Origin of the sequence: Shinella sp. WSC3-e, from assembly GCF_945994535.1 — a bacterium.
GTDB lineage: Bacteria > Pseudomonadota > Alphaproteobacteria > Rhizobiales > Rhizobiaceae > Shinella > Shinella yambaruensis.
Window position 1 is genome coordinate 49,459 of record NZ_OZ000536.1, and the last position, 24,449, is coordinate 73,907.

Annotated in this window: 25 protein-coding genes and 5 pseudogenes; 14 read left to right on the forward strand and 16 right to left on the reverse strand. The window is 60.3% G+C overall.

Annotated elements, in window-relative coordinates; all coding sequences use genetic code 11:
• Positions 1-458: 458 nt before the first annotated feature.
• A complete protein-coding gene (gene ltrA, locus AABF56_RS34130; RefSeq protein ID WP_272809205.1) occupies positions 459-1,985 on the reverse strand; it encodes a group II intron reverse transcriptase/maturase in 1,527 nt (508 codons plus the stop codon).
• Between the two features lie 626 nt (positions 1,986-2,611).
• Between ltrA and AABF56_RS34135 the strand changes: the two are divergent.
• Together AABF56_RS34135 and AABF56_RS34140 are read left to right on the forward strand one after the other, a co-directional pair.
• Positions 2,612-2,760, forward strand: a pseudogene (locus AABF56_RS34135) (DUF736 family protein); the annotation flags it as partial.
• Between the two features lie 260 nt (positions 2,761-3,020).
• A complete protein-coding gene (locus AABF56_RS34140) occupies positions 3,021-5,387 on the forward strand; it encodes a TOTE conflict system archaeo-eukaryotic primase domain-containing protein (protein ID WP_445190523.1) in 2,367 nt (788 codons plus the stop codon).
• Between the two features lie 36 nt (positions 5,388-5,423).
• On the opposite strand, the gene AABF56_RS34145 is transcribed toward AABF56_RS34140, so the two are convergent.
• Entirely contained in the window at positions 5,424-5,723 is a 300-nt protein-coding gene (locus tag AABF56_RS34145) for a DUF736 domain-containing protein (protein WP_024318408.1), read from the reverse strand.
• Positions 5,724-6,216: 493 nt separating this feature from the next.
• Between AABF56_RS34145 and AABF56_RS34150 the strand changes: the two genes are divergently transcribed.
• A complete protein-coding gene (locus AABF56_RS34150; protein ID WP_272809330.1) occupies positions 6,217-7,425 on the forward strand; it encodes a tyrosine-type recombinase/integrase in 1,209 nt (402 codons plus the stop codon).
• The gene (locus AABF56_RS34155; RefSeq protein ID WP_272809329.1) at positions 7,419-7,919 is read left to right on the forward strand and encodes a hypothetical protein; all 501 of its coding nucleotides are present in this window, start codon (positions 7,419-7,421) and stop codon (positions 7,917-7,919) included. The genes AABF56_RS34150 and AABF56_RS34155 overlap by 7 nt, the downstream gene beginning before the upstream one ends.
• Here AABF56_RS34155 and AABF56_RS34160 read toward each other — a convergent pair.
• The 4 genes from AABF56_RS34160 to tnpA are packed head-to-tail and all read right to left on the reverse strand — an operon-like array spanning position 7,909 to position 10,656.
• Complete coding sequence (locus AABF56_RS34160; protein ID WP_110808511.1) at positions 7,909-8,208, reverse strand: hypothetical protein; 300 nt, start codon at positions 8,206-8,208, stop codon at positions 7,909-7,911. The two genes, AABF56_RS34155 and AABF56_RS34160, sit on opposite strands and share 11 nt — an antisense overlap.
• Complete coding sequence (tnpC, locus tag AABF56_RS34165; RefSeq protein WP_256121439.1) at positions 8,208-9,845, reverse strand: IS66 family transposase; 1,638 nt, start codon at positions 9,843-9,845, stop codon at positions 8,208-8,210. The genes AABF56_RS34160 and tnpC overlap by 1 nt, the downstream gene beginning before the upstream one ends.
• Positions 9,846-9,904: 59 nt before the next feature.
• Positions 9,905-10,255 carry an IS66 family insertion sequence element accessory protein TnpB gene (gene tnpB, locus AABF56_RS34170; protein WP_062594513.1) on the reverse strand — a complete coding sequence of 117 codons (351 nt, stop codon included), beginning with the start codon at positions 10,253-10,255 and terminating at the stop codon, positions 9,905-9,907.
• A complete protein-coding gene (tnpA, locus tag AABF56_RS37855; protein WP_423734667.1) occupies positions 10,252-10,656 on the reverse strand; it encodes an IS66-like element accessory protein TnpA in 405 nt (134 codons plus the stop codon). Before tnpA ends, tnpB begins: the two co-directional genes overlap by 4 nt.
• Before the next feature lie 82 nt (positions 10,657-10,738).
• Here tnpA and AABF56_RS34185 point away from each other — a divergent pair, with 82 nt between their 5' ends.
• The 4 genes and pseudogenes from AABF56_RS34185 to AABF56_RS34200 all read left to right on the forward strand — a co-directional run.
• Entirely contained in the window at positions 10,739-11,179 is a 441-nt protein-coding gene (locus tag AABF56_RS34185; RefSeq protein ID WP_338341952.1) for a tyrosine-type recombinase/integrase, read from the forward strand.
• Positions 11,176-12,180 (forward strand): tyrosine-type recombinase/integrase, encoded by a 1,005-nt coding sequence (locus AABF56_RS34190; protein ID WP_272809327.1) that lies wholly within the window; start codon positions 11,176-11,178, stop codon positions 12,178-12,180. The genes AABF56_RS34185 and AABF56_RS34190 overlap by 4 nt, the downstream gene beginning before the upstream one ends.
• A 463-nt stretch (positions 12,181-12,643) precedes the next feature.
• Positions 12,644-12,943, forward strand: a complete 300-nt coding sequence (locus AABF56_RS34195) for a DUF736 domain-containing protein (protein ID WP_024318408.1) — start codon at positions 12,644-12,646, stop codon at positions 12,941-12,943.
• 162 nt (positions 12,944-13,105) lie between these two features.
• Positions 13,106-13,273: pseudogene (locus AABF56_RS34200) on the forward strand (DUF736 domain-containing protein); the annotation flags it as partial.
• Positions 13,274-13,698: 425 nt separating this feature from the next.
• Here the strand turns inward: AABF56_RS34200 and AABF56_RS34205 are convergent.
• A complete protein-coding gene (locus AABF56_RS34205) occupies positions 13,699-14,721 on the reverse strand; it encodes an IS110 family transposase (RefSeq protein ID WP_050746837.1) in 1,023 nt (340 codons plus the stop codon).
• Positions 14,722-14,944: 223 nt separating this feature from the next.
• Here AABF56_RS34205 and AABF56_RS34210 point away from each other — a divergent pair, with 223 nt between their 5' ends.
• Together AABF56_RS34210 and AABF56_RS34215 are read left to right on the forward strand one after the other, a co-directional pair.
• A complete protein-coding gene (locus AABF56_RS34210) occupies positions 14,945-15,115 on the forward strand; it encodes a hypothetical protein (RefSeq protein ID WP_272809326.1) in 171 nt (56 codons plus the stop codon).
• Between the two features lie 307 nt (positions 15,116-15,422).
• On the forward strand, positions 15,423-15,596 hold the full coding sequence (locus AABF56_RS34215) for a hypothetical protein (RefSeq protein WP_272809325.1): 174 nt from the start codon (positions 15,423-15,425) through the stop codon (positions 15,594-15,596).
• Between the two features lie 36 nt (positions 15,597-15,632).
• Here the strand turns inward: AABF56_RS34215 and AABF56_RS34220 are convergent, their stop codons facing one another.
• From AABF56_RS34220 to traC, 6 genes are all read right to left on the reverse strand, one after another.
• Positions 15,633-16,085, reverse strand: a complete 453-nt coding sequence (locus AABF56_RS34220; RefSeq protein ID WP_336314416.1) for a thermonuclease family protein — start codon at positions 16,083-16,085, stop codon at positions 15,633-15,635.
• A 114-nt stretch (positions 16,086-16,199) separates the two neighbouring features.
• Positions 16,200-16,484, reverse strand: a complete 285-nt coding sequence (locus tag AABF56_RS34225; protein ID WP_272809324.1) for a WGR domain-containing protein — start codon at positions 16,482-16,484, stop codon at positions 16,200-16,202.
• Between the two features lie 210 nt (positions 16,485-16,694).
• Positions 16,695-16,892, reverse strand: coding sequence for a hypothetical protein (locus AABF56_RS34230; RefSeq protein ID WP_272809323.1), 198 nt, complete (start codon positions 16,890-16,892; stop codon positions 16,695-16,697).
• Between the two features lie 28 nt (positions 16,893-16,920).
• Positions 16,921-18,858 carry a Ti-type conjugative transfer system protein TraG gene (gene traG / locus AABF56_RS34235; protein WP_272809322.1) on the reverse strand — a complete coding sequence of 646 codons (1,938 nt, stop codon included), beginning with the start codon at positions 18,856-18,858 and terminating at the stop codon, positions 16,921-16,923.
• Complete coding sequence (gene traD / locus AABF56_RS34240) at positions 18,845-19,060, reverse strand: type IV conjugative transfer system coupling protein TraD (protein ID WP_272809321.1); 216 nt, start codon at positions 19,058-19,060, stop codon at positions 18,845-18,847. Before traD ends, traG begins: the two co-directional genes overlap by 14 nt.
• Before the next feature lie 4 nt (positions 19,061-19,064).
• Positions 19,065-19,349 (reverse strand): conjugal transfer protein TraC, encoded by a 285-nt coding sequence (gene traC, locus AABF56_RS34245; protein WP_272809320.1) that lies wholly within the window; start codon positions 19,347-19,349, stop codon positions 19,065-19,067.
• A 17-nt stretch (positions 19,350-19,366) separates the two neighbouring features.
• Between traC and AABF56_RS34250 the strand changes: the two are divergent.
• From AABF56_RS34250 to AABF56_RS34265, 4 genes and pseudogenes are all read left to right on the forward strand, one after another.
• A pseudogene (locus AABF56_RS34250) lies at positions 19,367-19,468 on the forward strand (XdhC family protein); the annotation flags it as partial.
• 5 nt (positions 19,469-19,473) lie between these two features.
• Positions 19,474-20,184, forward strand: a complete 711-nt coding sequence (locus AABF56_RS34255; protein WP_272809319.1) for an XdhC family protein — start codon at positions 19,474-19,476, stop codon at positions 20,182-20,184.
• Positions 20,181-21,791 (forward strand): molybdopterin-binding/glycosyltransferase family 2 protein, encoded by a 1,611-nt coding sequence (locus AABF56_RS34260; RefSeq protein WP_272809318.1) that lies wholly within the window; start codon positions 20,181-20,183, stop codon positions 21,789-21,791. Before AABF56_RS34255 ends, AABF56_RS34260 begins: the two co-directional genes overlap by 4 nt.
• A gap of 285 nt (positions 21,792-22,076) precedes the next feature.
• Positions 22,077-22,497, forward strand: a pseudogene (locus AABF56_RS34265) (DUF1772 domain-containing protein).
• A gap of 177 nt (positions 22,498-22,674) precedes the next feature.
• Here the strand turns inward: AABF56_RS34265 and AABF56_RS34270 are convergent.
• From AABF56_RS34270 to AABF56_RS34280, 3 genes and pseudogenes are all read right to left on the reverse strand, one after another.
• Complete coding sequence (locus tag AABF56_RS34270) at positions 22,675-23,091, reverse strand: hypothetical protein (protein WP_272809316.1); 417 nt, start codon at positions 23,089-23,091, stop codon at positions 22,675-22,677.
• 1 nt (position 23,092) lies between these two features.
• Positions 23,093-23,554, reverse strand: coding sequence for a TniQ family protein (locus AABF56_RS34275; protein ID WP_272809315.1), 462 nt, complete (start codon positions 23,552-23,554; stop codon positions 23,093-23,095).
• A pseudogene (locus AABF56_RS34280) lies at positions 23,551-24,442 on the reverse strand (TniB family NTP-binding protein). Before AABF56_RS34280 ends, AABF56_RS34275 begins: the two are co-directional and overlap by 4 nt.
• Positions 24,443-24,449 lie beyond the last annotated feature (7 nt).

Genomic DNA, 24,449 nt, shown 5'->3' on the forward strand with positions numbered 1-24,449 from the left:
CAAGTGCGGCATGGCCAAGGGTGCCATTCTTGCCCAACGCAAGTGTAGCAGAAAGCCATTGCCTATCCCTTTTACGTCAGAGTTTCCGGCAACCCATCTGCGGGCTCGATGAGGCATGTCTGACCGGAGACCGGCCGCGCCTCGATCGTCTTCCCGCAACGGCAAGCCGCAGATTTCTTACCCCGGAAGCCTAAAGGCTCCTCCTCTCCCACTAACAAATTTGCGACTTGCCGCCCTCCATTTCATTACGGCCCTATTGGGTGCGGTCCGATCGTCACCGGTCTTTTGACAGCTATCGAGGCCGCGATGGGCGCGGCCCGAACACGAGAAAAGTAGAGTAGGAGCACAGCGCCTGCCTGCCTCGCGGCAGGTGGTTTCTGCGCCCCTCTCGCCGAACCGGACGTGCAAGTTTTCCAAGCCACCGGCTCTCCATGCGTGGCTATCGCCACGGGTGGCCCTCACACGGACATGAGGGTGTCGAACGATGCCCAGAAGCGATCAGCTCCTTTTCGGAACTTCTCGTCAGGGTCGTTCCATCCGTTTGGTATTCGTATGCCCCGGAACGGGAAGCGGGTTGACCCGCCCTCCCGGAAGAACCGCAGCGATTTCGGTCCGTCGACCCATCGCCAGCGGCTGTCGGGTGCTGTTGCACGGAAGCGGCGACATAGCTCACGCCATGTCGCCTTTCGATACTTCTTGCGCAGCCATCGCCCGATGCGCTCCCATAGCCACCAATCCAGACCGGAGAAGTCCCGCGTGGCCCATGTGGCGTAGCGGTAGTAATTTCGCCAGCCGGTGATGACCGGGTTGAGGCTCTCGATGAGATCGGCAAGGGATTGACCTGTCGGTGTCTCCTTCACCCTGACCTTGATCTTGTGGCGCAGATCCTTCAGCTTGCTCTTCGGTATGAAGAGATTGCCGACCATACGGCCGGTGCGGCGAGCCTTGGTCTGCACTACCCGATAGCCGAGGAAGTCGAAGCCTTCCCCAACCTGGGTGATCCTGGTCTTTTCCATCGACAGTTCCATGCGCAATTCCTGCTGTAGGAACTGCGCTAGCGCCAGCTTTTCGGTCTCCGCTTCCTCACGTGTTCCGTCCGTCAGCACGACGAAGTCGTCGGCATATCGAACGGCGAAGAATGTCGGCCTGTTTCTCCGGCGGTCGTAAAGCCGCCGATCGGCTGCATTCTGCGGTCGCTCGCGAGGACGCATCGACCACCGTCCATACCTCTCGTCAATGGCAGCCAGATAGATGTTGGCCAGCAACGGCGAGATGATGCCACCCTGCGGGGTGCCCGTGACAGGGTGGCGGACGGAGCCCTCGACCATGACACCGGCCTTCAGGAAGGCGAGTACGAGCCAGAGAACCTTTCGATCTCCGACACGGCAGCGTACTCGCTCCATCAGCACATGATGATCGACGGCGTCGAAGCAGCCCCTGATGTCCCCTTCGATCACGAAGCGGTACTCGGAGGTGCCGCTGGGTGTGGGGTGCAAATGACGCTGGATGTTCGCCAGCGCATCATGGGTGCTCCTGCCGGGCCGGAAGCCGTATGAGGTCGGATAAAAGTCCGCCTCGAAGATCGGTTCCAGCACGAGCTTCAAAGCCATTTGTACCAGTCGGTCCTTGAGCGTTGGAATGCCGAGTGGACGCACCTTGCCGGGTTTGCCCGGTTTTGGGATCAGCCTTTGCCGGACAGGCTCGGGCCGATATGTGCCGCCGCGCAGCTCATTTCGGATATCCTCGACGAATTGCACAGCGCCGCCCGGCCGCTCTTCAACCGTTTTCCGCGTGACGCCATCGGTTCCCGGTGTTCGACTGCCCTTGTTACGGGACAAGCGTCGCCAGCTTTCCGAGAGCGTCCTGCGGTCGCATACGATGTTGAACAGATCCGCGAACACCTTGTCGGCGTCCGCGACACTCCACCTGTGAAGTTTGCGCTGCATGTCGAGGACGAACACGGTATTCACCGCATCGGGCTTCATCGGCCCACCTCCTGCCGGCTTGCTTCACTCACTGTCTCCCTTCGCCATGTGGACGGCTTTCCCGCCCTCGGACTACTACGAAGACTCCGCCCCCAGCCGCGCCGATCATCGGTCGCCTCGATCATCTCGCGCCGTCCGGCGGGAGAGAACACGGCAAGGTTCCCAAGTTCACCTGTTGTCCCTTCGCCTGCCTTAGGGACCGACTCTACCCCGTGAGAACTCCGGCCATCGGCCACCGCAAGCTGGGCCGCTGGCTGACGCGCGCGACCGCGCACGCCCCTGATCCCCGGTAATCCAGCGGAGATCGGCGCTTCTCCGGTCTTTCGACCGACCTGCCCACTTCCGGCTTGGCAGGTTCCATGTTGCAACGAGGCTTCAAACATCGGTTCGATTATTCTTCCCATAACAGGCATGCTTGCCGGACCGGCCACGGGCGGAAGTCCCTGGCCGTCCGACTTTGACGGGTTCTGCTTATTTATGGCTTGCCGAAGGCACCCGGCTTACCTCACCCGTCTGCTTCAGCCCCCGCGCTTGCGGCGCGTTGGCGGCAGGGTCTCCCACCCTGCAGGGGCAAAAAGTGCGCGTGACGGTTTCCAGCCGTCACTCTTGGCGCACGGAATACGAAAATGGCAACCATCGGCACATTCACCTCCACCGAAAACGGCTTCACCGGCTCCATCCGCACGCTCGCCCTTAACGTCAAAGCCCGCATCGCCCGGGTCGAAAACCCCTCCGACAAGGGCCCGCAGTTCGCGTCTACGCCGGGAGCGTCGATTATGCAGAGAGCGGGATTTTGCGGAGTGTTGGTCGCTGAAGCCTGCTTTTGCCGGTGTTTGCGGTGGATTTTACTCCGCATAATTCCGGAGCCTTCTGTGCCGCTGAGATAGATAGTGCGTCTTAAAATACGGACGTCTTTGGCCTATGCTGGTCCGCAGGATCATTTAGGCGAAAGCTGCAAAGTTGGCGGAAAAGAATGATGCTTGGGAGAACATTGCGCGCATTCGACGGCGGTTAGCCGATCTGAATGACGAGCGGATGGCGCTTGAGCGTGAGCTGGAAGCGTTTGAGCAACAGCTGATTTCCGATAGCCAGGTTGCCGCCGAGAAGCCAGCCTTCGCCGATGCCCCTGTTACCAACAGCTCACCGTCGATGGAGAAGGTGGAGTTATTCCGGCAGCTGTTTGCCGGGCGCCCCGATGTCTTTCCGGTGCGATGGGAAAATAGAAAGGATGGACGCACCGGCTATTCGCCATCCTGTTCCAACGAGTGGGCGAAAGGAATCTGCGGCAAGCCGAAGGTGAAATGTGGGGACTGCCCCCATCAAGCGTTCATCCCGTATTCCGAGGGCATCATCGAAAAGCACCTTCGTGGTGGCGATGCCCGGTCAAGCGACTTTGTTGCCGGCGTATATCCATTGCTGCAAGACGAAACATGCTGGTTCCTTGCTGCTGACTTCGACAAGGAAAGCTGGGCGGACGATACCAGAGCGTTGCTGGCAACCTGTCGTGCAAAAGGGATTGCCGCAGCCCTCGAACGGTCGAGGTCAGGAAACGGAGGCCATGTCTGGATATTGTTCTCCGAACCCGTTCCCGCGAAGATCGCCCGACAACTGGGGGCCGCGCTGATAACAGAGACGATGGAGAACCGCCCCGAGATCGGCTTCACGTCTTACGACCGTTTCTTTCCCAACCAGGATACGATGCCACTTGGCGGCTTCGGCAATCTGATCGCGCTTCCTTTGCAAAGGAAAGCCCGCGAAAATGGAAACAGCGTTTTTGTCGATGGCGACCTGCAACCCTACGATGACCAGTGGGCATACCTGTCGTCTTTACCCAGGTTGTCGGCGGACGAAGTCTTCAGGATCGCCGACGAAGCCGAATTGTCGGGGCGGGTCTTGGGCGTCCGGATACCAGTCGATGACGAACATGCCGATGAGCCGTGGAAGATGTTGCCGTCACGTCGGAGCGAGCCGCGGCGAATTGAGGCTGCGATCCCGCAAAGCATCAAGGTCGTGATCGCCGACCAGGTTTACATCGATAGGACCGAGCTTCCGTCCGCGCTGATTGCGCAGTTCGTGCGCCTGGCAGCATTCCAGAACCCGGAATTCTATCGCGCACAAGCAATGCGATTGCCGACATTCGGCAAGCCGCGGATCATCTCATGTGCCGAACTTCACCCACGCCATGTCGCGCTGCCACGAGGCTGCTTCGACGAAACTGTAGAGTTGATCAGGAGCCATGGCGCGACCGCCATTCTGGAGGATCTCCGCGAAGATGGAGAGGCTCTACCCGCCGGCGTCTCGTTCCAAGGGGAACTGCGACGGCCACAATCGCGGGCCTTTGATGCTCTTGTCGCCAACGATAACGGCGTGCTCGCCGCCACGACTGCCTTCGGTAAGACAGTTGTCGCAGCTGCACTCATAGCGCATCGGAGCCGCAACACGCTGGTTCTTGTTCACCGCAGAGAGCTTCTCACCCAATGGGTAGAGCGTCTGAGTTCCTTCCTGAGCATCGACCCAAAGCAGATCGGCATCATCGGTGGCGGGAAAAGGAAGCCGACAGGGATCGTCGATGTGGCGCTGATCCAAAGCCTGGTTCGCAATGGCGAGGTCGATGACATCGTGGGAAATTACGGTCATCTGATTGTCGACGAGTGCCACCATCTGTCCGCTGCAAGTTTTGAACTTGTCGCTCGCAGATCCAAGGCGCGATATGTCGTCGGCTTATCTGCCACCGTTGCCCGAAAGGACGGTCATCATCCGATCATCTTCATGCAATGCGGCCCCGTTCGCCATCGGGTCGATGCAAGAGTTCAAGCTGCCGAGCGTGGTATTCGCCACCGTGCCCGCGACCGTTCGACGAAGTTTGAGTTGCCAGCGTCACTCGTCTCGGCAGAGCGCCCGTCAATGCCAGCGATCTATGCGGCCCTTGCGCAGGACCAAGGCCGAAATGACCTGATATTCGATGATGTGTTGAAATCCCTCGAGGCCAAACGTTCGCCCATCCTGCTGACGGAGCGTAAGGATCACCTCGACTATCTGCAGCAGAAGTTCTCGCCGTTCGTGAAAAATCTGGTGGTGCTACGCGGCGGCATGTCGGCGAAGGATCGCAAGCAGGCCAACACGGCCTTGAATGTCGCGGATGATGATGAGCGCCTGATACTAGCGATAGGCCGCTATATCGGGGAAGGCTTCGATGACGCCCGGCTCGACACGTTGTTCCTGACCATGCCGATCGCCTGGAAGGGAACTCTGGCGCAGTATGTCGGCCGTCTGCATCGTCAGCATGATGGAAAGCGGGACGTCCTGGTCGTCGATTATGTCGACAGCACCGTTCCGGTGCTGGCCCGGATGGCCGCAAAGCGACGAGTGGGTTATCGCGCGCTGGGCTATGTGATCGAATGAGGGCGCCCCGCTGTGAGCGGAGCGCCGTGGTGCTGGTCAGCGAGACCAGATGAGCTTGTGCTCGCCTTTGTCGCCCTGGACGAGGGAGGCATAGACCGGAGCTGTGAAGGATGGATCGTCGAGCTTGAGCGAGAGGTATTCGGCGCCGGTTTCGCGGGCGGTCCGGCTCCAGCCGGCTCCGAACTCGACACCCGTTGCTGTGACCCGGAAGTCCGGGGCGCGATCGTTGTCGCGGTCGCAGGGTTTGATGGATGCCTTGACGTTGAGGGTGAGGGTCTTGATGGTGCCGTTGTAGGCGCCGGTTTCGTCGCGGGTGAAGGTGCCGATCTGAGCCATTGTCGTTTCTCCTGAGAGTTGTTCGAAGCCGCCCGATGCGGCCTCGATGGCGGTCAAGAGGCGACGGGTTGGCCTGCTGCATCCAAAGGACCACAGCGCCAGCGGAGGACGGCGGTAGCCGAGCTTGTTGCTTCGCGAGGAATGGCCGCTTGCGGTCAGGGGAAGAAGGTCGGCGAAGCCGTTGCAGGCCAAGGCCGGACCGGCGCCAGACCAGCCGAGATGAGAGGCCGTATCGGGGCTTCGCTGCATTGTCGGCAGAGAACGACGTGGATGATCGCCTCATCATCAACAGGAACACCGCTGTCGCAGTGTCATTGCCCCTACCGATGTCATTGTCATCATCTTGAGGACCAGCAGCAAGACACGTCGGCCTGTGAGGCCAAACGTGCCGATAACGGATGAGCTGCATACCGACTGCTGGAATGGACTTTAAACCTCCGATTTGTTCAACACGCCGGACTTCTCCGGCGCCGACAAGCAACTGGAGGTAATAGTGACAAAGCGAAAGTACAGACATCCCCGCAGTATTAATGTTCGGATCAACTGGCTACAGCCGCATGTCGATGGGTTCAAGGAGTGGTTATCCCAGCGGAATTATTCGCCTGCAACGATCGTGGAGGTGGTGCGCCTGTTGGCGCTATGGAGCGACTGGGTACGAGCGACCGGCTTCGAGATCGACACGCTCGCTGTTGGCTTCGCCGCATCGGTGTCGGTGTTCCAAGGTAGCAAAAAAGCGCGTGCTCCGCAGGGTGCGGCCGGGCTGTTCCTCTCTTATCTGCACGAGAAGAACATTCTGCCTCCAGAACTGCACCCGTCGCTGGAAGAGACCTGGCCGGCGCTTGCCGCGTTCCGATGCTGGATGAGGGAGCAGCGTGGTATCAAGGATTCCACACTCGATACCTATCAGCCAATCTTGATCGATCTTCTGGTGTCGCTCGGCACTGATCCGGATGTTTATACGGCAGGCGCGATCCGCGGCTTCGTGCTCGATCGCGCGAAGCCGCACGGCCGCGCGCGGGCTCAGGGTATCACTGTCGCAACGCGCGCCTACCTCAAATATCTTGTGGCGATCGGGCAATGCCCCGCTGGTCGGGAATATGCAGTTCCGAGCTTTGCGAGCTGGCAACTGGCGACGACACCGCGTTTCCTTGGTCAAAGTGATATCGACCGCCTCCTTGCCGCTTGTGGCGGCGAAAGCCGGTTACGCGACCGCGCTGTCATGCTGCTCCTGGCTCGGCTGGGCCTCAGGGCCAGCGAAGCCGCCAATCTCACTTTCTGTGACATTGATTGGAAAAATGGCCGAATAACGCTTGTCGGCAAGGCCCGGCGGGAGGAACGGCTCCCGCTACCTCAAGACGTTGGCGATGCCATTTTAGCTTATATCGAGCGGGCAAGGCCGCGCATTGCGACGACTCGAGTGTTCCTGACGGATATTGCACCGATCAGGCCACTCAGCCGAATTGCCGTGAAATGTATCGTGCGCCGCGGGCTCGACAGAGCGGGGATTGAAAGTAACCATCGAGGTGCGCATGTGCTCCGCCACTCGGCGGCGACCGCGATGCTGCGTAACGGCGCGAGCCTTGCCGGCGTTGGAGCCGTGTTGCGTCACCGTTCTCCATCGACGACTGCGCTCTACGCCAAGGTAGACATCGGCCTCTTGTCCGAGATCGCGCAACCATGGGGCGGGAGGTTACCATGCTGAGTGCCGACGTCGATCGCTATATCAGTCTGCGCCGCGCGCTAGGTTATAAGCTTGTCCAGGCCGAACGGCATCTCCTTGCCTTCGCGCGCTTTGCAGCGGAACGCGGCGAGAGCCACATTCGCACTGCAACAGCACTTACATGGTTGCCCATGGCGGCCAAAAGCCCAAACGCCATGGCGCATCGCCTGACAGCCATTATCCTGTTTGCTCGCTTCCTGCAGGCGGAAGACCCTCGCCACGAGATACCGCCCCCAGATATCAAGCGGATCACCAATAGGCCGGTTCCCTACATCTATACAGCGGACGAGATAGCGCGGATTCTCGATACTACCGGTCATCTAAGGCACCAAAGGCCCAATCCGCTGCGGCGCGAACTCTACGTCATGCTTTTTGGGTTGATTGCATCCACGGGACTGCGTGTCTCCGAGGCTCTTGCGCTCAGGGTTGATGACATTCGTATCCATCCGGCGAAGGCCGCGGAGCTTATGATTTAGGCTGGTCCGCCATGATGCGTTCGATCCTTTCCGGATCACATTGCTCGTCGATAAGGAACTGCCGCACACCTCCGTCCCAGGTGCGGATATCGGCGAGGAATTCCTGCAAGCTTTCGATCCCCCGGTCCGTGAAGGTGGTGATGCCCTCTTCGCTGCCGTCATGGACATGGATCATCTCGCCGTAGTCGATGTTGTCGGAATTGTTGGCGATTTTCTGGAGAAGTTCAATGTTCTCGCCGATCAGCGAGGCGACATAGTCGATCGTGTAGACATGCGTCGGGCGCGCCATCAGGCTGCTTTCTGGTGGACGTGGCCTGCGGAAGACCAGTTCCACGGCAACAGTTCCGGCAGCCGCGACACGGGGATGCCAGGCATGCGAGCGAGCACGTCCGCCAGCCAGGCCTGCGGATCGATGTCGTTCATCTTGGCCGTGACGATCAGGGAATACATGAAGGCAGCACGCTCGCCGCCGCGCTGGGAGCCGGCGAATAGCCACGCCTTTCTTCCGAGAGCTATCCCGCGCAGGGCGCGCTCGGCCGCATTGTTCGACATGCAGAGCCTGCCATCGTCGAGGAACCGGGTGAAGGCTTCCCAGCGCCCGTCCTTCTCGAACATGTAGTTGATCGCCTTGGCGACGGGATTGTGCTTCGACATCTGGGAACGCTGGGCCATGAGCCAGTCGTGCAGTTCCTCGGCGATCGTACGCGCATGTTGCCGCCTCGCTACCAGTCTTTCCTCGGCGGACTTCCCGTTTATGCCTCGCTCGATATCGAAGAGCGCGTCGATGCGGGCGACGGCCTCGAGCGCGACAGGCGATATCTCGTGGGCAGGTTTGCCCTTGCGCACGTTGCCGGCGATATCGGCCAGTTCGAAGAACTTGCGCCGTGCATGGCTCCAGCAGAGCGCGCTCTTGACCGGTTCGGGGCGGCGACCCGCACGATAGAGATCGTTGTAGCCACCATAGGCATCCGCCTGCAGTATGCCGTGCCATCCGGCAAGATGCGTGTTGGGATGGGTCTTCTCCCGGTCCGGAGAAAAGTGGAAGAGCGCCGCCGGCGGCGCGCCGCCCGCAAAGGGACGATCATCGCGGACGTAGGTCCATAACCTTGCCTGCCTTGTTGCACCCCTGGCCAGAAGCGGCACGGTGGTGTCGTCACCATGCAGCCGAACGGCTGCCAGAACATGGGCACGGATCAGGTCATGGATCGGCTGCAGCGCCGTCGCGCAGGCCCCGACCTGATCGGCCAGCGTAGAGAGGCTGAGATCGACGCCTTCCCTGGCATAGCGCTCGGCCTGGCGGTTCAATGGCTGATGCTGACCGAACTTCTCGAACAGGATCGTGGCGAGCAAGTTGGGACCTGCCCATCCACGCGGAGTCGGATGGAAGGGAGCCGGTGGCTGGCTGATCTTCTCGCAGTCCCGGCAGGTGAACTTCTCCCGCACCGTCTGGATCACCTTCCACTGGCGCGGGATCGCCTCCAGCGTCTCGGTGACGTCTTCGCCCATCTTCACGATCCGGGCCGAGCCGCAGCAGGCGCATTGCGTGGGAGCTTCGATGACCAGGCGCTCGCGCAGCAGATGTTCGGGAAACGGCTTGCGGGCCGGCCGGCGGCGTTCGAAGGCGGAGACATTTGTGATCTTCGCTGCCACGCGTTCAGCCGCGATCTCGTCTTCGGTGGCGTCGGCTTCGAGTTCTTCGAGCTGCAGTTCCATCTGGTCGATCAGCCGGGCGCGCCGTTCCGAGCTCTGGCCATACTGCTCACGGCGCAGCTTTGCGATCTCGAGCTTGAGGTGCCGGATCATCGCCTCCGAAGTCGTCACGACGGCGCGCACCTGCGCGAGATCGGCCTCGGCGGAGGCGGCACGCGCTTCCGATACCGCAAGCGCGGCGCGCAATCTGGCTATCTCCGAAGCAGCATCATCCATGGCCGAAAGCTACCATGGAACCACAGAAAGCCCAACAAAAACAGTGGAACGGTTGGCGACTATCCTGCCGTTGCAGGTCGCTGCGTCCAGCGTGGATTGCGCCAGTCGATCCCTTCCAGAAGATAGCCGAGTTGCGCCGCCGACACTGGCACGGCGGAGCTATTCTGGCTGACCGGCCAGATGAACTTTCCGGCCTCAAGCCGCTTCAGGTAAAGCGACATGCCGATCCCGTCGTGCCACAAAACCTTGATCAGATCACCCTTGCGACCCCGGAAGCAGAAGACCTCACCGCCATGAGGATCGCGGCCAAGACCCTGTTGCACCTTCAGCGCTAGGCTGTTCATGCCGCAACGCATGTCCGTCACGCCGCCCGCGATCCACACCTTCACCCCGGCCGGAAAGGCGATCATGACGCATCCAGGACCGGCAACAGGCCGGCAAGGATGTTCGGATCAAGCGAGGCCGGGATCGTCAGGCGACGACCGTTCGGCAGGCCGATCTCGATCGTCTTGTCGCCGTCCGACCGGAGCGGACCGGCCATCTCGGAAGATGCCGGCGGCGGCAAAATCGAAAGCGGCACGAAGCTTGTTGATGCGGTAACGCTCAGAAGCCCGCTCCGGTATTCCCGACGCCAACGGGTCAACAACGACCGAGACAATCCATATCGCCGCGCCGTCACTGAACCCTGCCGAAAGCCTTGCAAGCTCTCTTCGACGATCCGAACCTTCTCTTCGTCCGACCAATCCCGTCGACGGCCAAGATCGTCCGCGGAATAGACCTCAATAGGGGAAATGATTGTAGCGCATGACATAAGGCATGGACTTAAAGCCAATCACCAAATCAGGGCAGACGGCCTTCGGCGGAGGCATACTGACATTCTGCATGACGGCGTATTGCACATTCGCGAAACCAAGTTCCGTAAAAGCCGGTTGGTGCCGCTGCACGCGACCGTCGTCGAGGCGCTCAAAGGCTATCTTGACGCGCGATGCCAGCTTGCAGGCGAGAGCGATTGGCTCTTCCCATCCGTCAAGCACCGACAGCTTTACCCATCGACGGTGAACTATGCATTCCGCTGCATCCTGCGACGAGCGGGCATCGCGCCGGATCGAAGTCGGCAGCCGCGCATCCATGATCTTCGACATACCTTCGCAACCCGTGTCCTGGAACAATGCGGCGCCGAACGCGGCACGATTGCCAAGCACTTCGTCGCCCTATCGACCTACTTGGGTCATGTCAGTATCCACAATACATACTGGTATCTTCAGGCGACGCCAGAAATGATGGTCGACATCGCAGCGGCCGCGGAAAAGCTGGTTGGGGAGGGCGACGTATGACGAAGCTCGCTCCACTCATCACCAGCTTTCTGCGTGACTATATGCCCCGCCAAAGGGGTTACAGTCCGCAAACCTGCGAGACCTATGCGTACTGCTTCAAACTATTGTTCGACTATGCGGCGAAACGGCTGGGCACTCGTCCGTCTTTGCTGACGATTGAGGACCTCGACGCGCCGATGATCGTCGCTTTCCTTGGTTACATTGAACACGATCGCGGCAATAGCGCGTCCACGCGCAATGTCCGGCTTGCTGCCATCAAGACGTTCATGCGCTATGTGGAGCACAAGGTGCCCTCCGCCCTGGAGCAGATCGGCCGGGTCCATGCGATCCCGGCCAAGCGCCACGACCAGAAGCTCATCCGTCACCTGACAATGGAGGAAATGCGAGCAATCCTCAACGTTCCCGATCTTGCGACACGCTTTGGCGTGCGCGACCGGGCCATGATGCACCTCTGCTTCGGAGCAGGCTTGCGGGTCTCCGAACTGGTCGGCGTTCTCGCAGAAAACCTGTCACTTCAACACGGCGCGACCGTAATGGTTCAAGGCAAGGGCCGTAAGGAGCGCTGCCTACCGCTGTGGAAGGACACGGCTCGGGACCTTCGCGCCTGGCTGAGCATCAGGGGCTTGGTCCGAGTGCCGGAACTCTTCGTCAACGCACAAGGGGATGCGATGACGCGTGCGGGATTCGAGTATATTCTCGACAAGCATGTCCGCAAGGCGGCGGAAACCTGCACTTCGCTGCGTGATCAGAACGTCTCGCCGCACCAGCTTCGACATAGCTGCGCAGTCATAATGCTACAGGCTACCCATGACATCCGGAAGGTCGCCCTGTGGCTGGGTCACACCGACATTCGTACAACGGAGGTCTACCTGCGCATGGATCCTACCGAAAAGCTGGAAGCGGTCGAGGCGGTCGTCCCGCCAGAACTGCGACGCGGACGGTTCAAGGCACCGGATGCTTTGATCGCATCGCTACTCTCGGACTTGGAAACACCGGCGTGATCGGATCGGTTACAGATCTGAGGCGGCTTCGGCGCACCGCGTGAGTCGCTTGGTTCCACCGGCATCCTGCTTGACATGGCCCGCACCATATCGAGCGGGTTTGGTGTCGTCGGCCCGGAGCATGATGGCAATGACATAGGTCAGAGCGATGACGTTGCGACAGCGGTGTTCCTGTTGATGATGAGGCGATCATCCACGTCGTTCTCTGCCGACAATGCAGCGAAGCCCCGATACGGCCTCTCATCTCGGCTGGTCTGGCGCCGGTCCGGCCTTGGCCTGCAACGGCTTCGCCGACCTTCTTCCCCTGACCGCAAGCGGCCATTCCTCGCGAAGCAACAAGCTCGGCTACCGCCGTCCTCCGCTGGCGCTGTGGTCCTTTGGATGCAGCAGGCCAACCCGTCGCCTCTTGACCGCCATCGAGGCCGCATCGGGCGGCTTCGAACAACTCTCAGGAGAAACGACAATGGCTCAGATCGGCACCTTCACCCGCGACGAAACCGGCGCCTACAACGGCACCATCAAGACCCTCACCCTCAACGTCAAGGCATCCATCAAACCCTGCGACCGCGACAACGATCGCGCCCCGGACTTCCGGGTCACAGCAACGGGTGTCGAGTTCGGAGCCGGCTGGAGCCGGACCGCCCGCGAGACCGGCGCCGAATACCTCTCGCTCAAGCTCGACGATCCGTCCTTCACAGCTCCGGTCTATGCCTCCCTCGTCCAGGGCGACAAAGGCGAGCACAAGCTCATCTGGTCACGCTGACCAGAACCACGGCGCTCCGCTCACAGCGGGGCGCCACTCCTCAACCCTCCGGAATTATGCGGAGTAAAATCCACCGCAAACACCGGCAAAAGCAGGCTTCAGCGACCAACACTCCGCAAAATCCCGCTCTCTGCATAATCGACGTTATGCGGTGCACCGCATAACACTGAGCTGGGTGCCGCCTGGCAGAAAACCTCCGAACAGGGCCGCGACTACCTCTCGGTCAAGCTCGACGATCCGAGCTTCCCGGCTCCGATCTATGCAACGCTTGCCGAAGTTGAAGGCGAGGATGGCCTCCAGCTCATCTGGTCCCGCCCGAACCGGGATTGACATCACGGGGTCCGCCACCGGCGGAGCCCTCTCCTCTTCCGAAAATCAAAGCCGGACCCGGCATCGAGCCAGGTCCGGCTTTTTTGGTCGCATACGGAAAGCGAAGAAGCTGCTCAGAATGAGCGATCGTACCAAGCGGGCATCGCTGCCTCAAGGATGAGCGGTTCCCCCATGTGTGGACGGCCCGTGGAATGCAAGACTTTTGCTTGTAAGCGACCAATTAGGTTCAGTCATGTGTCCGGCCTATAATCGTGGCATCAACGCCACTGGCCCTGATGAGATCCGCAGACGGAGAGCCAATCAAATTGTCGCGCTCGAGGCGCTGGGGGAACCCCGGCTTTCCTCCGTCCCCGGTCTAACCGGTTCGCCATCAAACTAAGTCCTTCACTCCTCCATCCGGCCACACTTGGGCCGAATGGATCTTTTCAGGCGGTGGCAAAACGATAGTTTTCCCTCCGCCTGAGTATTGCCCACGCGATGCGTGCGGTTTTGTTTGCGATCGCTACCGAAACCAGCTTGGCGGGCTTGCGATCTAACAAGCGAGCGATCCAGGGAAATGACGCAGCGTCAAGACGGGCTCTGCGCACGACGGCGGTGGCGCCGACTACCAGCAACCGTCGGATCGTGCGATCGCCTTGTTTGCTTATCCGGCCAAGCCTCTCCTTCCCACCGCTACTGTTTTGTCGTGGGGTCAATCCAAGCCAGGCTGCGAACTGACGGCCAGATTTGAACTCGGTGGCGTCACCGACCGAAGCTGCGATCGCCGCTGCCGTTAGGAAACCGACGCCGGGAATGGTCATCAAACGCCGGGCAGCCGCTTCGTTGCGGCACCACCGCAATATAATCCTATCGAGTTCAGCGATCTTGTGGGTCAGCTCCTCCAATTGCTTCCTTATGTGTTCGAACGGTTGCCAGGAGGGCTCTGGAAGGAATTCCTGGGCAGCGCTCAGCGCTTCAATTGCCGCTCTCAAGCCTAATCTTCCTTGCGACGTGACAATCCCGAATTCCGCGAGATGCCCACGCAAGGCGTTGATAAGAGCGGTCCGCTGCCGCACCAGCAGATCCCGCGTCTTATGCTGCATCAGGAGTGCCTGACGCTCACAGCTCTTCACGGGAACGAAACGCATCGTGGGACGAGTCACGGCTTCGCAAATGGCCTCGGCATCCGCCGCATCATTCTTGCCGCGCTTGACGTAGGGCTTCACATAAGCTGGCGGCATTAGCTTGACCTCGAAGCCCAGGCGGACGAGCTCACGTGCCCAATAGTGTGACGTCGAACATGCTTCCATGCCGACAAGGCAGCGGGGCAGGTGCTCGAAGAATTGTAGAAGCTGATTCCGGCGGAGCTGGCGACGGATGATGACATCGCCGGCTTCATCGACAGCATGTAGCTGGAAAACATTCTTGGCCAGATCGAGGCCGATAACACTTATCTTCTCAAAAGCCATGACGTGGTTCCTTGTCCGAATTGTGCCGACTGAGAATAGCACCTTTGCGCTGAGGTCTCGGAGGGCCGTCCACATCATCAATTTGCTCCGCCCGCCCGAAGGGCAGCTTGCGCAAATCGGCTCCCCCACTCCCCGGCTCTGCCGGTCGCTGGCGCGATCCCTGACCCCGCCATCCCCTTCTCGGAACCCATTGTCATCTTTCACAAACGTCAAGGAGACGAAGATGACCTACGAACTCGAGATCCAGATTGAGGAACTGCGAGCTGAACTGCGGGACGCATACGATGCCAGTGAGCGCCGCCAGATCCAAGCCGAGCTGGAATGCGCTCAAGCCGAGCTTGCGATCATCATTGCCGAGCAGGACGGACGCCTGGACGCGGAGCCGCCGTTCTGAGCGGCGCCACTACAAAACAAGTCTCACTTTGAAACTTTAGTGGTGCTTTGAATGAGCGTGATGGGATCAACGCGCTGCATTTCTCCTTGTCGATTGCGGTCATCGACATCGGGGACGTTGCAGTCCGGTCGTCGGGTAAGCAACCCGTCGCCACCAGAATTTTCCCCGCCGCATCGCGTCTCCTCGCGCACCAAAATTCAGGCACCTCAGGGTCCTCCGCTACGTTCCGGCCGTCCCGGTGCAACCCTTCTCGTCCCGGCCTGCGGCCTATCCCCGCGATAACCGCAATCGACAAGGAGAAACCATCATGCAGCGTCTCGCACAATTCCTCGCAGCCACCGGCCGCCAGCTCCGCAACCTCGGCAAGGTCATCTGTCACTTTTTCCGCAAGGGGAGACTCGGCCTGAAACTCGCGATCAAGATCCCGTTCTTCGTCGAGGTGGAGATCTCCTTCGAAACAGATTGGAGCAGGCACCGATAACGGCGTCTTTAAACGGCCCGCAAATGCGGGCCGGTTTCAGCACCAGGGCTGTCTGCGGCCCGTCCAAGTTCTGGCCAGGCCTTCCGATACGAGAATATCGCCGAGGCTCCTGCCGTCACGGATGAGGACGCGGAGCTTGCGACCGTATCTATCTTCGTTGCGTCCGGGCCATGCGCGAAGCTTGAAGGAACCCTGATTGACCAGTTCGATCAGGCGATCGGTCGCTCGATTTCCAAGCGCTAGCTCCGTTGCGCATTCCGGCTCGCTGATCTCGGGAGCGTCGATATCGGCAATGCGGATTTTCGTGCCCTCAATCCAGAGAGTATCTCCGTCCACGACGCAGGTGAAGCGATCACCACCGAAACATTTCCGGTATGTCGTCTTCGGACTGGTGACCATGCTCGCAGCCTCGGCAACTGGAACGATCCCAAATATGTGAGCGCCCAGCGCACAGCCGGATACTGCGATCGCGACGATGATCTTTTTCACGGGATAACGGACCTCTGGCCGAAGGCTATGGTATTCTTCTGCAATTCCATGCGTCTCAATTTGAATTCGATCCGTCAGAGATGGTTTTCATATCGCTCTTCGGTGCAACTGGCGCTAACGCCGCTGCGAGCTTTCGCGATACGTATGTTGCGCCGAGTTGATTGTACGGTATGCCCGGTGACGTTTTTGCCTGACGAGATCAAGGAATAAATCAACCGCGTCCTCCTCTTGCTCGAAGTGATGGACCTTTAGCTGACCTTTGGTTCCGATGCGTCCCCAACGCCGCATAAGACAGGCCTCTCCGAAGAGGGTCGGCTCTATCGATATGGCATAGAAGCGAGCCATATTCTTCTCAGCATCCGTGCGTTCGATATAGAGGTGATAGGGCTGGGCGATCATGGTGAGAGGATCGCGCAATCGGGCCCATGCGTCCAACGACAGTTGTGAATCGATGGTCGCGGAACGATTCAGTTTTGTGAAGTATGAACAGAAGGAGCACTAGGCGGTCCGCCTTTGGCGTACGGCTCTATTCGCTGAAGCGAACGAAGCCCAACTGTGGTCTTCGCCGATCCCGGTAACGATCCTCCCGCGATAGCCGACTGCCATTGATCAGTATCCCAGGTAATCGAGAATATCGGCGCCAGAATAGTCGGCTTGCTCGTTTGGATGAGCGATGACATCACCGGTCGTGACATCCACCAAAGCGCTATCGCTGTCGCGAACGATTGCCTCAATTTGATGGATGCGGCATTCTTCGAGGGCCTCTTCTGCCGTGACCTGTGCCTCGCAGGCTTCCCAATATCTCATCGCTCGATCTCCAGGTCCGGGTTGTCCCTCAGACCTTCATTTCCAATGGTCCACGTTTTCCATGGAAGCGGTTATCGCCAACGCAGGACTTCATGTCGGCTCGCCGGAACCACATCGCGCGACCGCATCGAAGCGGCGCATTTCCCCCTGTGAACACAATCTGCTCATCGGCCCGCATGCGCAGGACTTCGTGTGACTGGATGAATGGTCGGCTTGCCAGCTGTTTCGATCGGGTTCGTGACGAACCCCTCGCCTGAAAGCTGCGGCTGACCTGGTCGATCTCGACTGTCGTTGTTCCACAACGCCGGGAGATATAGTCCGCGGTCTCCGGATCGTTGATCGCTGAGAAACTGATCCAGCTCGCGCTTTCGAACCACTTGCTGGTGGCGTCGCGTCCGCCATAGGTTTCGCGCATCTGGCCAATCGACTGATAGATCATCAGAAGCGTGATCCCATACTTGCGGCCGGCATCGCGTGCCGTCTCAAGGATCCTCATGAAACCCAGGCGCGCGACCTCGTCGAGAAGGAACAGAGCGCGTCCGGGCATCGCCCCGTCACGATTATAGATGGCGTTCAGGAATGAGCCGATGATTACCCGCGCCAGACCTCCATGGGTTTCCAGCGTTTTGAGATCCAGGGCGACGAACACGTCGGTCTTTCCCGACGCGATGTCATCGGTCGAAAAGGTCGAACCGGACACGAGACCGGCGTAGTTCGGATAGCTCAGCCAATGTGTTTCTTTGATCGCATTGGCATAGACGCCGGAGAAGGTTTCCGGCGTCATGTTCACGAACGCTGCCACGTTCTCCTTCACAAAATCGGACTCAGAGTTGTCGTAGATTTCCTGAAGCCGCGCGCGCAGCTTCGGCTCCGGTTCCGAGAGGTTCATGCGCACGGTCCGCAGCGTCTGATCCTTCTTTTCCGTATGACCCGAGAGGCAGACATCGGCGATGATCGCCGTCAGCAACTGCAAGCCGGATGCCCGAAAGAAATCGTCCCGTACGCCGCTGGCGCGGCCGCTTTCGCTCATGATCCACGAAGCGACCGCAGCGATATCCTCTTCCTTCGTCCCGCCATGCTGTCCGATCCAGTCAAGGGCATTAAACCCGATATCCGGATCCTTCGGGTCGAGCACGATCACATCACGACCGGCCTTAGTCCGGTGCGCCTTGACCATCGGCGCCACCTCATTGGATGGATCAAGTACGATCAGCGTGCCGCCCCATTTAAGCGCCGTTGGAATTGTCACCGACGTGGTCTTGAAACCGCCGGAACCGGCGAACACGATGCCATGTGACGATCCGAACGAACCATCGAAGCAGAGCAGCGGTGACTTGCCCCCGGCACCCCATGTCTGAGGTTTATCGGCCCGAAACGAGAGTGCCGCCGTGCTGTCCCGGTCGACACGATACCGCTCTCCGATGACAATGCCGCCGCCCTCTGCGAACAGCTTCTCTGCTTGCGGCAGTTTCATCCATTCCGCCTCGCCATGCAGCGCGCGTTTACCCCGGATACGTTTCGGCTCGGAACGCGAGAATGCGGCGTTGCCGATCACCGCAACGCGAAGCGCGAAGATGCCGGAGACCAAAACTGCCGCAGCACCTGCCATCGTTGCCGGATCGATATAGGACAGGATCGACCCGGTCGCAGGCACCTGTCCGGCAAATTGTGAGAGCCGCATTCCTTCCCGAATGACGGCAAGCACGATGACGACGCCCGATCCGGCAGCGACGCCCCACCCCGCGGTCTTGATGTTGACCGATCCCTGGGCACTGAGGAGAAAGATCAGCCCGATCGCAGCACTCGCCACATAGGGCAACGCTAGGCCGATCCGGCCGAGCGTCAATTTCGCCTCCGCCGCTTTTCCGAACGTCGCGAGCCACTGTTCTATCCCCGGCAACGCGAGGGCGATGGCAATCATCATCAGCGGCGGGACAACGGCGAGCAGGATCCTAGTCGCTGTCATTGCCGAATGCCTTCGCGCCGATTGCGGTCAGACGGGATCGCTCCGCCTCATCGCCCTTGATTTTCTTTTGCGCTTCGATAAGCACACCCAGCAGAAGCGCGCGTTTCTCATAGCGCATCCCGGCTTTGACGATCAGGCCGCCCAACTCGATCTTCTCGCGAGCATCTTTCTTTCTGGCCTCTGCCGTGGTCAGCCGCTGCATCCGCTCAAGCCTCGCCAGCCTGGCCCGCAGCCGCGCCAGCACTGAGCGACGTGGCCGACGATGTTCCGGCAGACTTTTCCTTTCCGTTCGATCCGGCTTTGGTTCCCCGAAACCGCTTCGCCACGTCCTCGAACGTTGCCTGAAGGTCGGCGTCGTCGATTTCGATCTCTCCAAGTCCGGCCTTCAGCGCAATGCGGCCGATGCGTTCGGCGTCACGCGTTTCTGCCTGCTTCAGCTGTTCCTGCAAACGGGCAAGTTCTTCGCGGATTTTCGACGTTGGCTTCTTCATCGGGATGCAATCTCAGCAAGCCACGCATGCTGGAATTCGGGGTGGCCGATGAGACGGCCTGGCAGGTCGGACTATCCTGCGGAGGCCGGATCAAGGTGTACGTGGAGCCACTGGGCTGAGCGCCATGGACCAGCTTGTCCTCGAGCGTCTGAACCGCGAACGCCGCCAACGCCGGGCGGTCGTCCTTGTGACCGATCTCGGAGATGGAGGCAATCGCCTGGTGTGCAGCGGCGACATTGTCGCCGACCATGTGCTGGGCGAAGCCATCGAAACCGCCGTTCGGACCGGCAGGTCGGGCGTAGTTGAGGCCGTTGGCCGGAAGTACTTCCTCAACGTCCATGTCCCGGCGCCGCGCCTGGTCGTCATTGGCGCGGTGCATATCAGCCAGGCTCTGGCCCCGATCGCCAAGGTCGCCGGATATGACGTGGAAATCATCGATCCACGCACGGCTTTCGCCACGCCGGATCGTTTTCCCGGTGTCCCGCTTCACGCCGAATGGCCGGAGGACGTTGTGAAGGCGCAGCCGTTGGACGCCTTCACCGCAGTCGCGGCGCTGACGCATGATCCCAAGATCGATGACTTCCCGCTGATGGCGGCGCTGGACGCGGGCTGCTTCTACATCGGTGCGCTGGGAAGCACCAAAACCCACGCCAGGCGCGTCGAGCGTCTGCGAACACTTGGTGCGTCATCCGATCAGGTAAGGCGGATTCACGCACCGATCGGCCTCGATATCGGAGCCGCGAGCCCGGCCGAGATCGCGGTCGCGGTGCTCGCACAGGTGATCAGGGCGTTGCGTTCGCGAGGATGCGACGGGGAAAGGGAGAAAGCGGCGTGAAGTTCGGCCCGGTTTGCGTCATCGACGCCGAGGGCGCGATCCTGGCTCATGCGATCGTCGCCGGTGCGGTCCGTCTGCGCAAGGCGCATCGCCTGACGGCCTGCGACATCGCCATGCTCGGTGAAGCCGGTGTGGAAGAGGTCATCGCCGCGGTGCTCGATCGGGATGACCTCGACGAAGACGCAGCCGCGTCGGCCATCGTCATGGCGTTGGAGACCTCCGGCGTCGAGGCCAAACCCGCGGCGACGGGCCGCGTCAACCTGCACGCCAGCCGGGATGGGGTCTTCACCGTCGACAAGACTCTGATCGACACGCTCAACCGCATCGACCCGTCGATCACCATCGCGACGCTGGCCGACTATACCGCAGTCGAAAAGAGCCGGATGGTCGCGACCGTGAAGATCATTCCCTTCGCGGTATCCGCGCCATTGATCCGAGAGGCGCGGTCGCAGCTACGAGACCGTGAAGCCTTCGCCCTCCATGCGTTTCAACCGAAGAAAGTTGCACTTGTGCAGACCGTGCTGCCGGGGACGAAGGATAGCGTGCTCGACAAGACGGCACGGATAACCCAGGAGCGACTTGCACGCTCCGCGAGCCGCATCGTTGCCGAGAAGCGCGTGCCGCACAACAGCCATGCGGTGGCGGAAGCGATCGGGAACCTCTCGGTCCACAGCGACATGCTCATCGTATTCGGCGCTTCCGCGATGTGCGATTTCGACGATGTCATTCCCGCCGCCATCCGGTTCGCCGGCGGCGAAGTGCATCGCGCCGGCATGCCCGTCGATCCCGGAAATCTCATCGTCACCGGCCGGCTCGGCGAAAAGCCGGTGCTTGGCGCGCCAGGATGCGCGCGAAGCCCCAAGCTCAACGGCTTCGACTGGGTGCTCGATCGGCTGATAGCCGGCATCGACGTCGACAATGACATGATCGCCGGCATGGGTGTTGGGGGTCTTCTCATGGAAATCCCCGCGCGGCCGCAGCCGCGCGAACCGGCGGTGCCGTCGCGGCAAAGAAAGGTCTATGCGATCCTGCTCGCGGCGGGCCGGTCGAGCCGCATGGGAGCGAAGAACAAGCTGCTCGCGGATTCCGACGGCGTTCCCCTGGTCCGCCGCATGGCGTCGCTCGTATGTGCAAGCAAGGTTTCGGGTGTTTTCGGCGTTGTTGGTCACATGTCGGAAAGGGTGCGACAGGCACTTGAAGGCGTGGACATGGAGCTTGTCGAAAATCCGCATCATGCCGATGGGCTTGCCAGTTCGATCAAGGCCGGGTTTGCCGCGTTGCCCGACGATGCAGATGGTGTGTTGATCATGCTGGCCGACATGCCGAGCGTGTCTGCGGCCGACATCGATCGACTGATCGCAAGCTTTCATAAGCGCGAAGGCCGGGCGGTGGTTCGCGCGACGCACGGCGGCAAGCGAGGAAATCCGGTCTTGCTGCCACGCGCGCTCTTTCCCGAGATACGCAAGCTGACCGGCGACATCGGCGCGCGTCATGTCGTTGAGTCCGGTCTGGTCGATATAGTCAATGTCGAGATCGGCGCCGTCGCCAGCATCGACATCGATACACCAGAAGCGATGCTGCGCGCCGGCGGGGTGCTAGTCGACTGAAACAGGCTCGCCTCGGAGCTAGCGGAGCAAATAGCGTTGCTTGGTATAAGCTTGCCCGCTCCGGCATCCGCGGCAGCAACGCTCGTCCAACGTTTGGAGTGGCACGCGAAGACGAACCCGCTCGATAGCCGACCACCGATACGAGCAAGTGAAACGAGCGGATTGAGCCCCTCCTTGCGCTGATGCGGCGCAGAACCTGAGAGCAAGTGGGATACAACCATCGGGCGTCTTGGCAACGGTTGGATGCGTTTTGCGTTGCCCTGATCGATTTAGAGGGAGAATATCGTGATCGGCCTGCTGGCGCTGGCTTCTGCGGCTGTTTTCTTCGGTGCCGCGGTTTATATCAATTTGGCAGAGCAGCCGGCGAGGCTGAAGCTCGGCGACGCGGCTGCGTTGGCGCAATGGATGCCCGCCTACAAACGCGGATGCGATACAGGCCTCCCTGGCCCTCCTGTCCGGCGTGCTTGGTATCGTCGCTTGGTGTCCACCGTCAACGTTCTGTGGTTGCTCGGTGCGGGTCTTATCTTAGCTACCTGGCCCTACACGCTTATAGTGATCATGCCAGTGAACCGCCGTCTCGAAGATGCCATTAAGTCCGGCACATCCGGTGAGGCGCGCGCCCTGCTCATCAGATGGGGACGCCTCTGCCGGACACAGTCTTCTGAGCGCGACGGCTGCCATCGTCTTTCTCGTCGCTGCGACTTGATCCATACAGTCGAAGTTGTGGTCCGCTTCGCGGTAGCGCAATTTAGGTTCGCGCCAAGCGCTGGCCTTGGCGGGATGTGAGCAGGCTGACCTGCTGTCGCTTGGCAGCTAACCGCGAGAATGCGGTCGATTCCTTGCAGTTTTCCATTTAACCATGAGAATCTGATAGACGTGGTTCTCAAATTAACTGCCTCTGTGAGGCGTACGGGTGTTTACCAGCCTGTGCGATCAGTTTCTCGGCGGCGTCGCTGAATCGAGTCATGTTGTCGCCAAGCATGTAACGGCGGAGCATTCGGAGCATCTCAGGTCCGGCGCGTTTAACTATGGCCACGCCCGTCAATAGGCTTGCCCGCAGGTGGAGCGGCAGGATTGGCCTTGCAGGCGTGGAAAGGTCCACCCGTTCTGCGGCGACCACCCGATCGAGATCGGGGATGATGACGCCGAGGACGCGGAAGAGATAAAGCTCATGCTCTGATGGCACGGGGAAGATTATCCGCCGCATGAGCAGAAGTCGGGCGATTTCAGTTGGCGAAGCCCAGGTCCGAGCACCGCGCTCGATCTCATTGTCGAGAAGCTTCTCGCCCCGTATTGCCATGCTATGATAATGCCGGAAAGGAGAGGGGACTTCGTGCCCATCTCGGTCTCGTAGGAGGTCTCCACAGCGAGAGCATGTGATCCGCCAGCCCAGCAGCTGGCTTCGCAGCACGGGTAGGGGCGCCGCATGGACAGGATTGCAGATTGTGCAACGCTGTGACGGCCTCACGGCGATCCATCGAATGGAACGACGGCGGGACGTTGGTGAAGGTCATACGGTGTATGTCAGCCTGCTCTGCAGCGAACATGTTGGCGAGGCGAACTTCCTGGTTTTCAGCCAGATTGAGGTCAGCTGCTCGCAACGATGCGGCCTCTGGCAAGCAATGCCGAAGCATGACGAGCGACGGCACTGCGTAGAAGTCGGCATGACGTCCGATCCAGGACGACAACAACTCATCCCGATGCGGCTTGAAGCAGACCGGCAGTCTTGAGGGCGGCAATCCGGCGCTGGTGAAGCGGCTCATGCAAATGCGGCTTCGGCGTCGAACTCCGGTACCCAACGCTCAATTGCTTCATCCGTGACCTGCTCGGCCCCAGTCTCAACTGCCTCGACGGCAAGGCTGTTCATCATGTGGAATATGTTGGCCGTGATGCCCTCGGTGATCTGCAGCATTCGCCGCAATGACTTCGGGGTCAGAACAGACGGCTTTCGCAATGGCGTGTTGCGCAGGATCGACGTCACAAGTGTCTCAAACTGCTCATTTGCCGCCCATCGACTCAAGGTGAACTGCTCGAACCGTCGCGCGAGCTGGACATCACCTCCGATAGCCTCGCGGGCTTCGTTGACGCCGAAACAGACAAGTGAGATCTGCAGGCGATTGCTGAGAAAGCGTAGCGTGTTGAGGACGATGCGTTGCTCTCGGTACGTGCCGGCCAGGATATTGTGCACCTCGTCGATGACGAGAACCTGGACGCCGATTGCTTCCATAATGCGAAGGGCGGCCTGTTCCATCTGGGCGATGTCGGCGCGCGGGCGCTGTGGCGCTCCAAGCAACGTCAGAAGTTCGGCGTAGAACCGCCTTTCTCCTGGCCGGCTCGTCATCTCCATCGCCAGAACTGGCGTCTTGAGTATACCTGTCCTAAGATCAAAGCTCGGCGGATGATCGTCGCGAAAGCGCTTCATCAGCATGGTCTTGCCCATGCCGCTATCGCCATAGATGGCGACCGATGGCGACCGATGGCATCCGTGTGCCACGCGGATGATCGAGGAGCCGGTTCAGCCGTTCCAAAACTTGTTTGGCGCGGAGGTAGAGAACCCAGCGGCGTGCCTGGATGGCGCGAACGCGCCGCTCGTCGTTCTCACCAAGCCAGTAGGCTGCGTCAGCGGTGAGATGGGAAATGTCATTGGCCATGGGGGTC

Bases quoted from the DNA above. Each gene is read 5' to 3' on its own strand.
- ltrA (WP_272809205.1), bottom strand. From the start codon at position 1,985: ATGAAGCCCGATGCGGTGAATACCGTGTTCGTCCTCGACATGCAGCGC.
- AABF56_RS34140 (WP_445190523.1), top strand. From the start codon at position 3,021: ATGGCGCTTGAGCGTGAGCTGGAAGCGTTTGAGCAACAGCTGATTTCC.
- AABF56_RS34145 (WP_024318408.1), bottom strand. From the start codon at position 5,723: ATGGCTCAGATCGGCACCTTCACCCGCGACGAAACCGGCGCCTACAAC.
- AABF56_RS34155 (WP_272809329.1), top strand. From the start codon at position 7,419: ATGCTGAGTGCCGACGTCGATCGCTATATCAGTCTGCGCCGCGCGCTA.
- AABF56_RS34160 (WP_110808511.1), bottom strand. From the start codon at position 8,208: ATGGCGCGCCCGACGCATGTCTACACGATCGACTATGTCGCCTCGCTG.
- tnpC (WP_256121439.1), bottom strand. From the start codon at position 9,845: ATGGATGATGCTGCTTCGGAGATAGCCAGATTGCGCGCCGCGCTTGCG.
- tnpB (WP_062594513.1), bottom strand. From the start codon at position 10,255: ATGATCGCCTTTCCGGCCGGGGTGAAGGTGTGGATCGCGGGCGGCGTG.
- tnpA (WP_423734667.1), bottom strand. From the start codon at position 10,656: ATGTCATGCGCTACAATCATTTCCCCTATTGAGGTCTATTCCGCGGAC.
- AABF56_RS34190 (WP_272809327.1), top strand. From the start codon at position 11,176: ATGACGAAGCTCGCTCCACTCATCACCAGCTTTCTGCGTGACTATATG.
- AABF56_RS34195 (WP_024318408.1), top strand. From the start codon at position 12,644: ATGGCTCAGATCGGCACCTTCACCCGCGACGAAACCGGCGCCTACAAC.
- AABF56_RS34205 (WP_050746837.1), bottom strand. From the start codon at position 14,721: ATGGCTTTTGAGAAGATAAGTGTTATCGGCCTCGATCTGGCCAAGAAT.
- AABF56_RS34210 (WP_272809326.1), top strand. From the start codon at position 14,945: ATGACCTACGAACTCGAGATCCAGATTGAGGAACTGCGAGCTGAACTG.
- AABF56_RS34215 (WP_272809325.1), top strand. From the start codon at position 15,423: ATGCAGCGTCTCGCACAATTCCTCGCAGCCACCGGCCGCCAGCTCCGC.
- AABF56_RS34225 (WP_272809324.1), bottom strand. From the start codon at position 16,484: ATGATCGCCCAGCCCTATCACCTCTATATCGAACGCACGGATGCTGAG.
- AABF56_RS34230 (WP_272809323.1), bottom strand. From the start codon at position 16,892: ATGAGATATTGGGAAGCCTGCGAGGCACAGGTCACGGCAGAAGAGGCC.
- traG (WP_272809322.1), bottom strand. From the start codon at position 18,858: ATGACAGCGACTAGGATCCTGCTCGCCGTTGTCCCGCCGCTGATGATG.
- traD (WP_272809321.1), bottom strand. From the start codon at position 19,060: ATGCAGCGGCTGACCACGGCAGAGGCCAGAAAGAAAGATGCTCGCGAG.
- traC (WP_272809320.1), bottom strand. From the start codon at position 19,349: ATGAAGAAGCCAACGTCGAAAATCCGCGAAGAACTTGCCCGTTTGCAG.
- AABF56_RS34255 (WP_272809319.1), top strand. From the start codon at position 19,474: ATGGACCAGCTTGTCCTCGAGCGTCTGAACCGCGAACGCCGCCAACGC.
- AABF56_RS34270 (WP_272809316.1), bottom strand. From the start codon at position 23,091: ATGGCAATACGGGGCGAGAAGCTTCTCGACAATGAGATCGAGCGCGGT.
- AABF56_RS34275 (WP_272809315.1), bottom strand. From the start codon at position 23,554: ATGAGCCGCTTCACCAGCGCCGGATTGCCGCCCTCAAGACTGCCGGTC.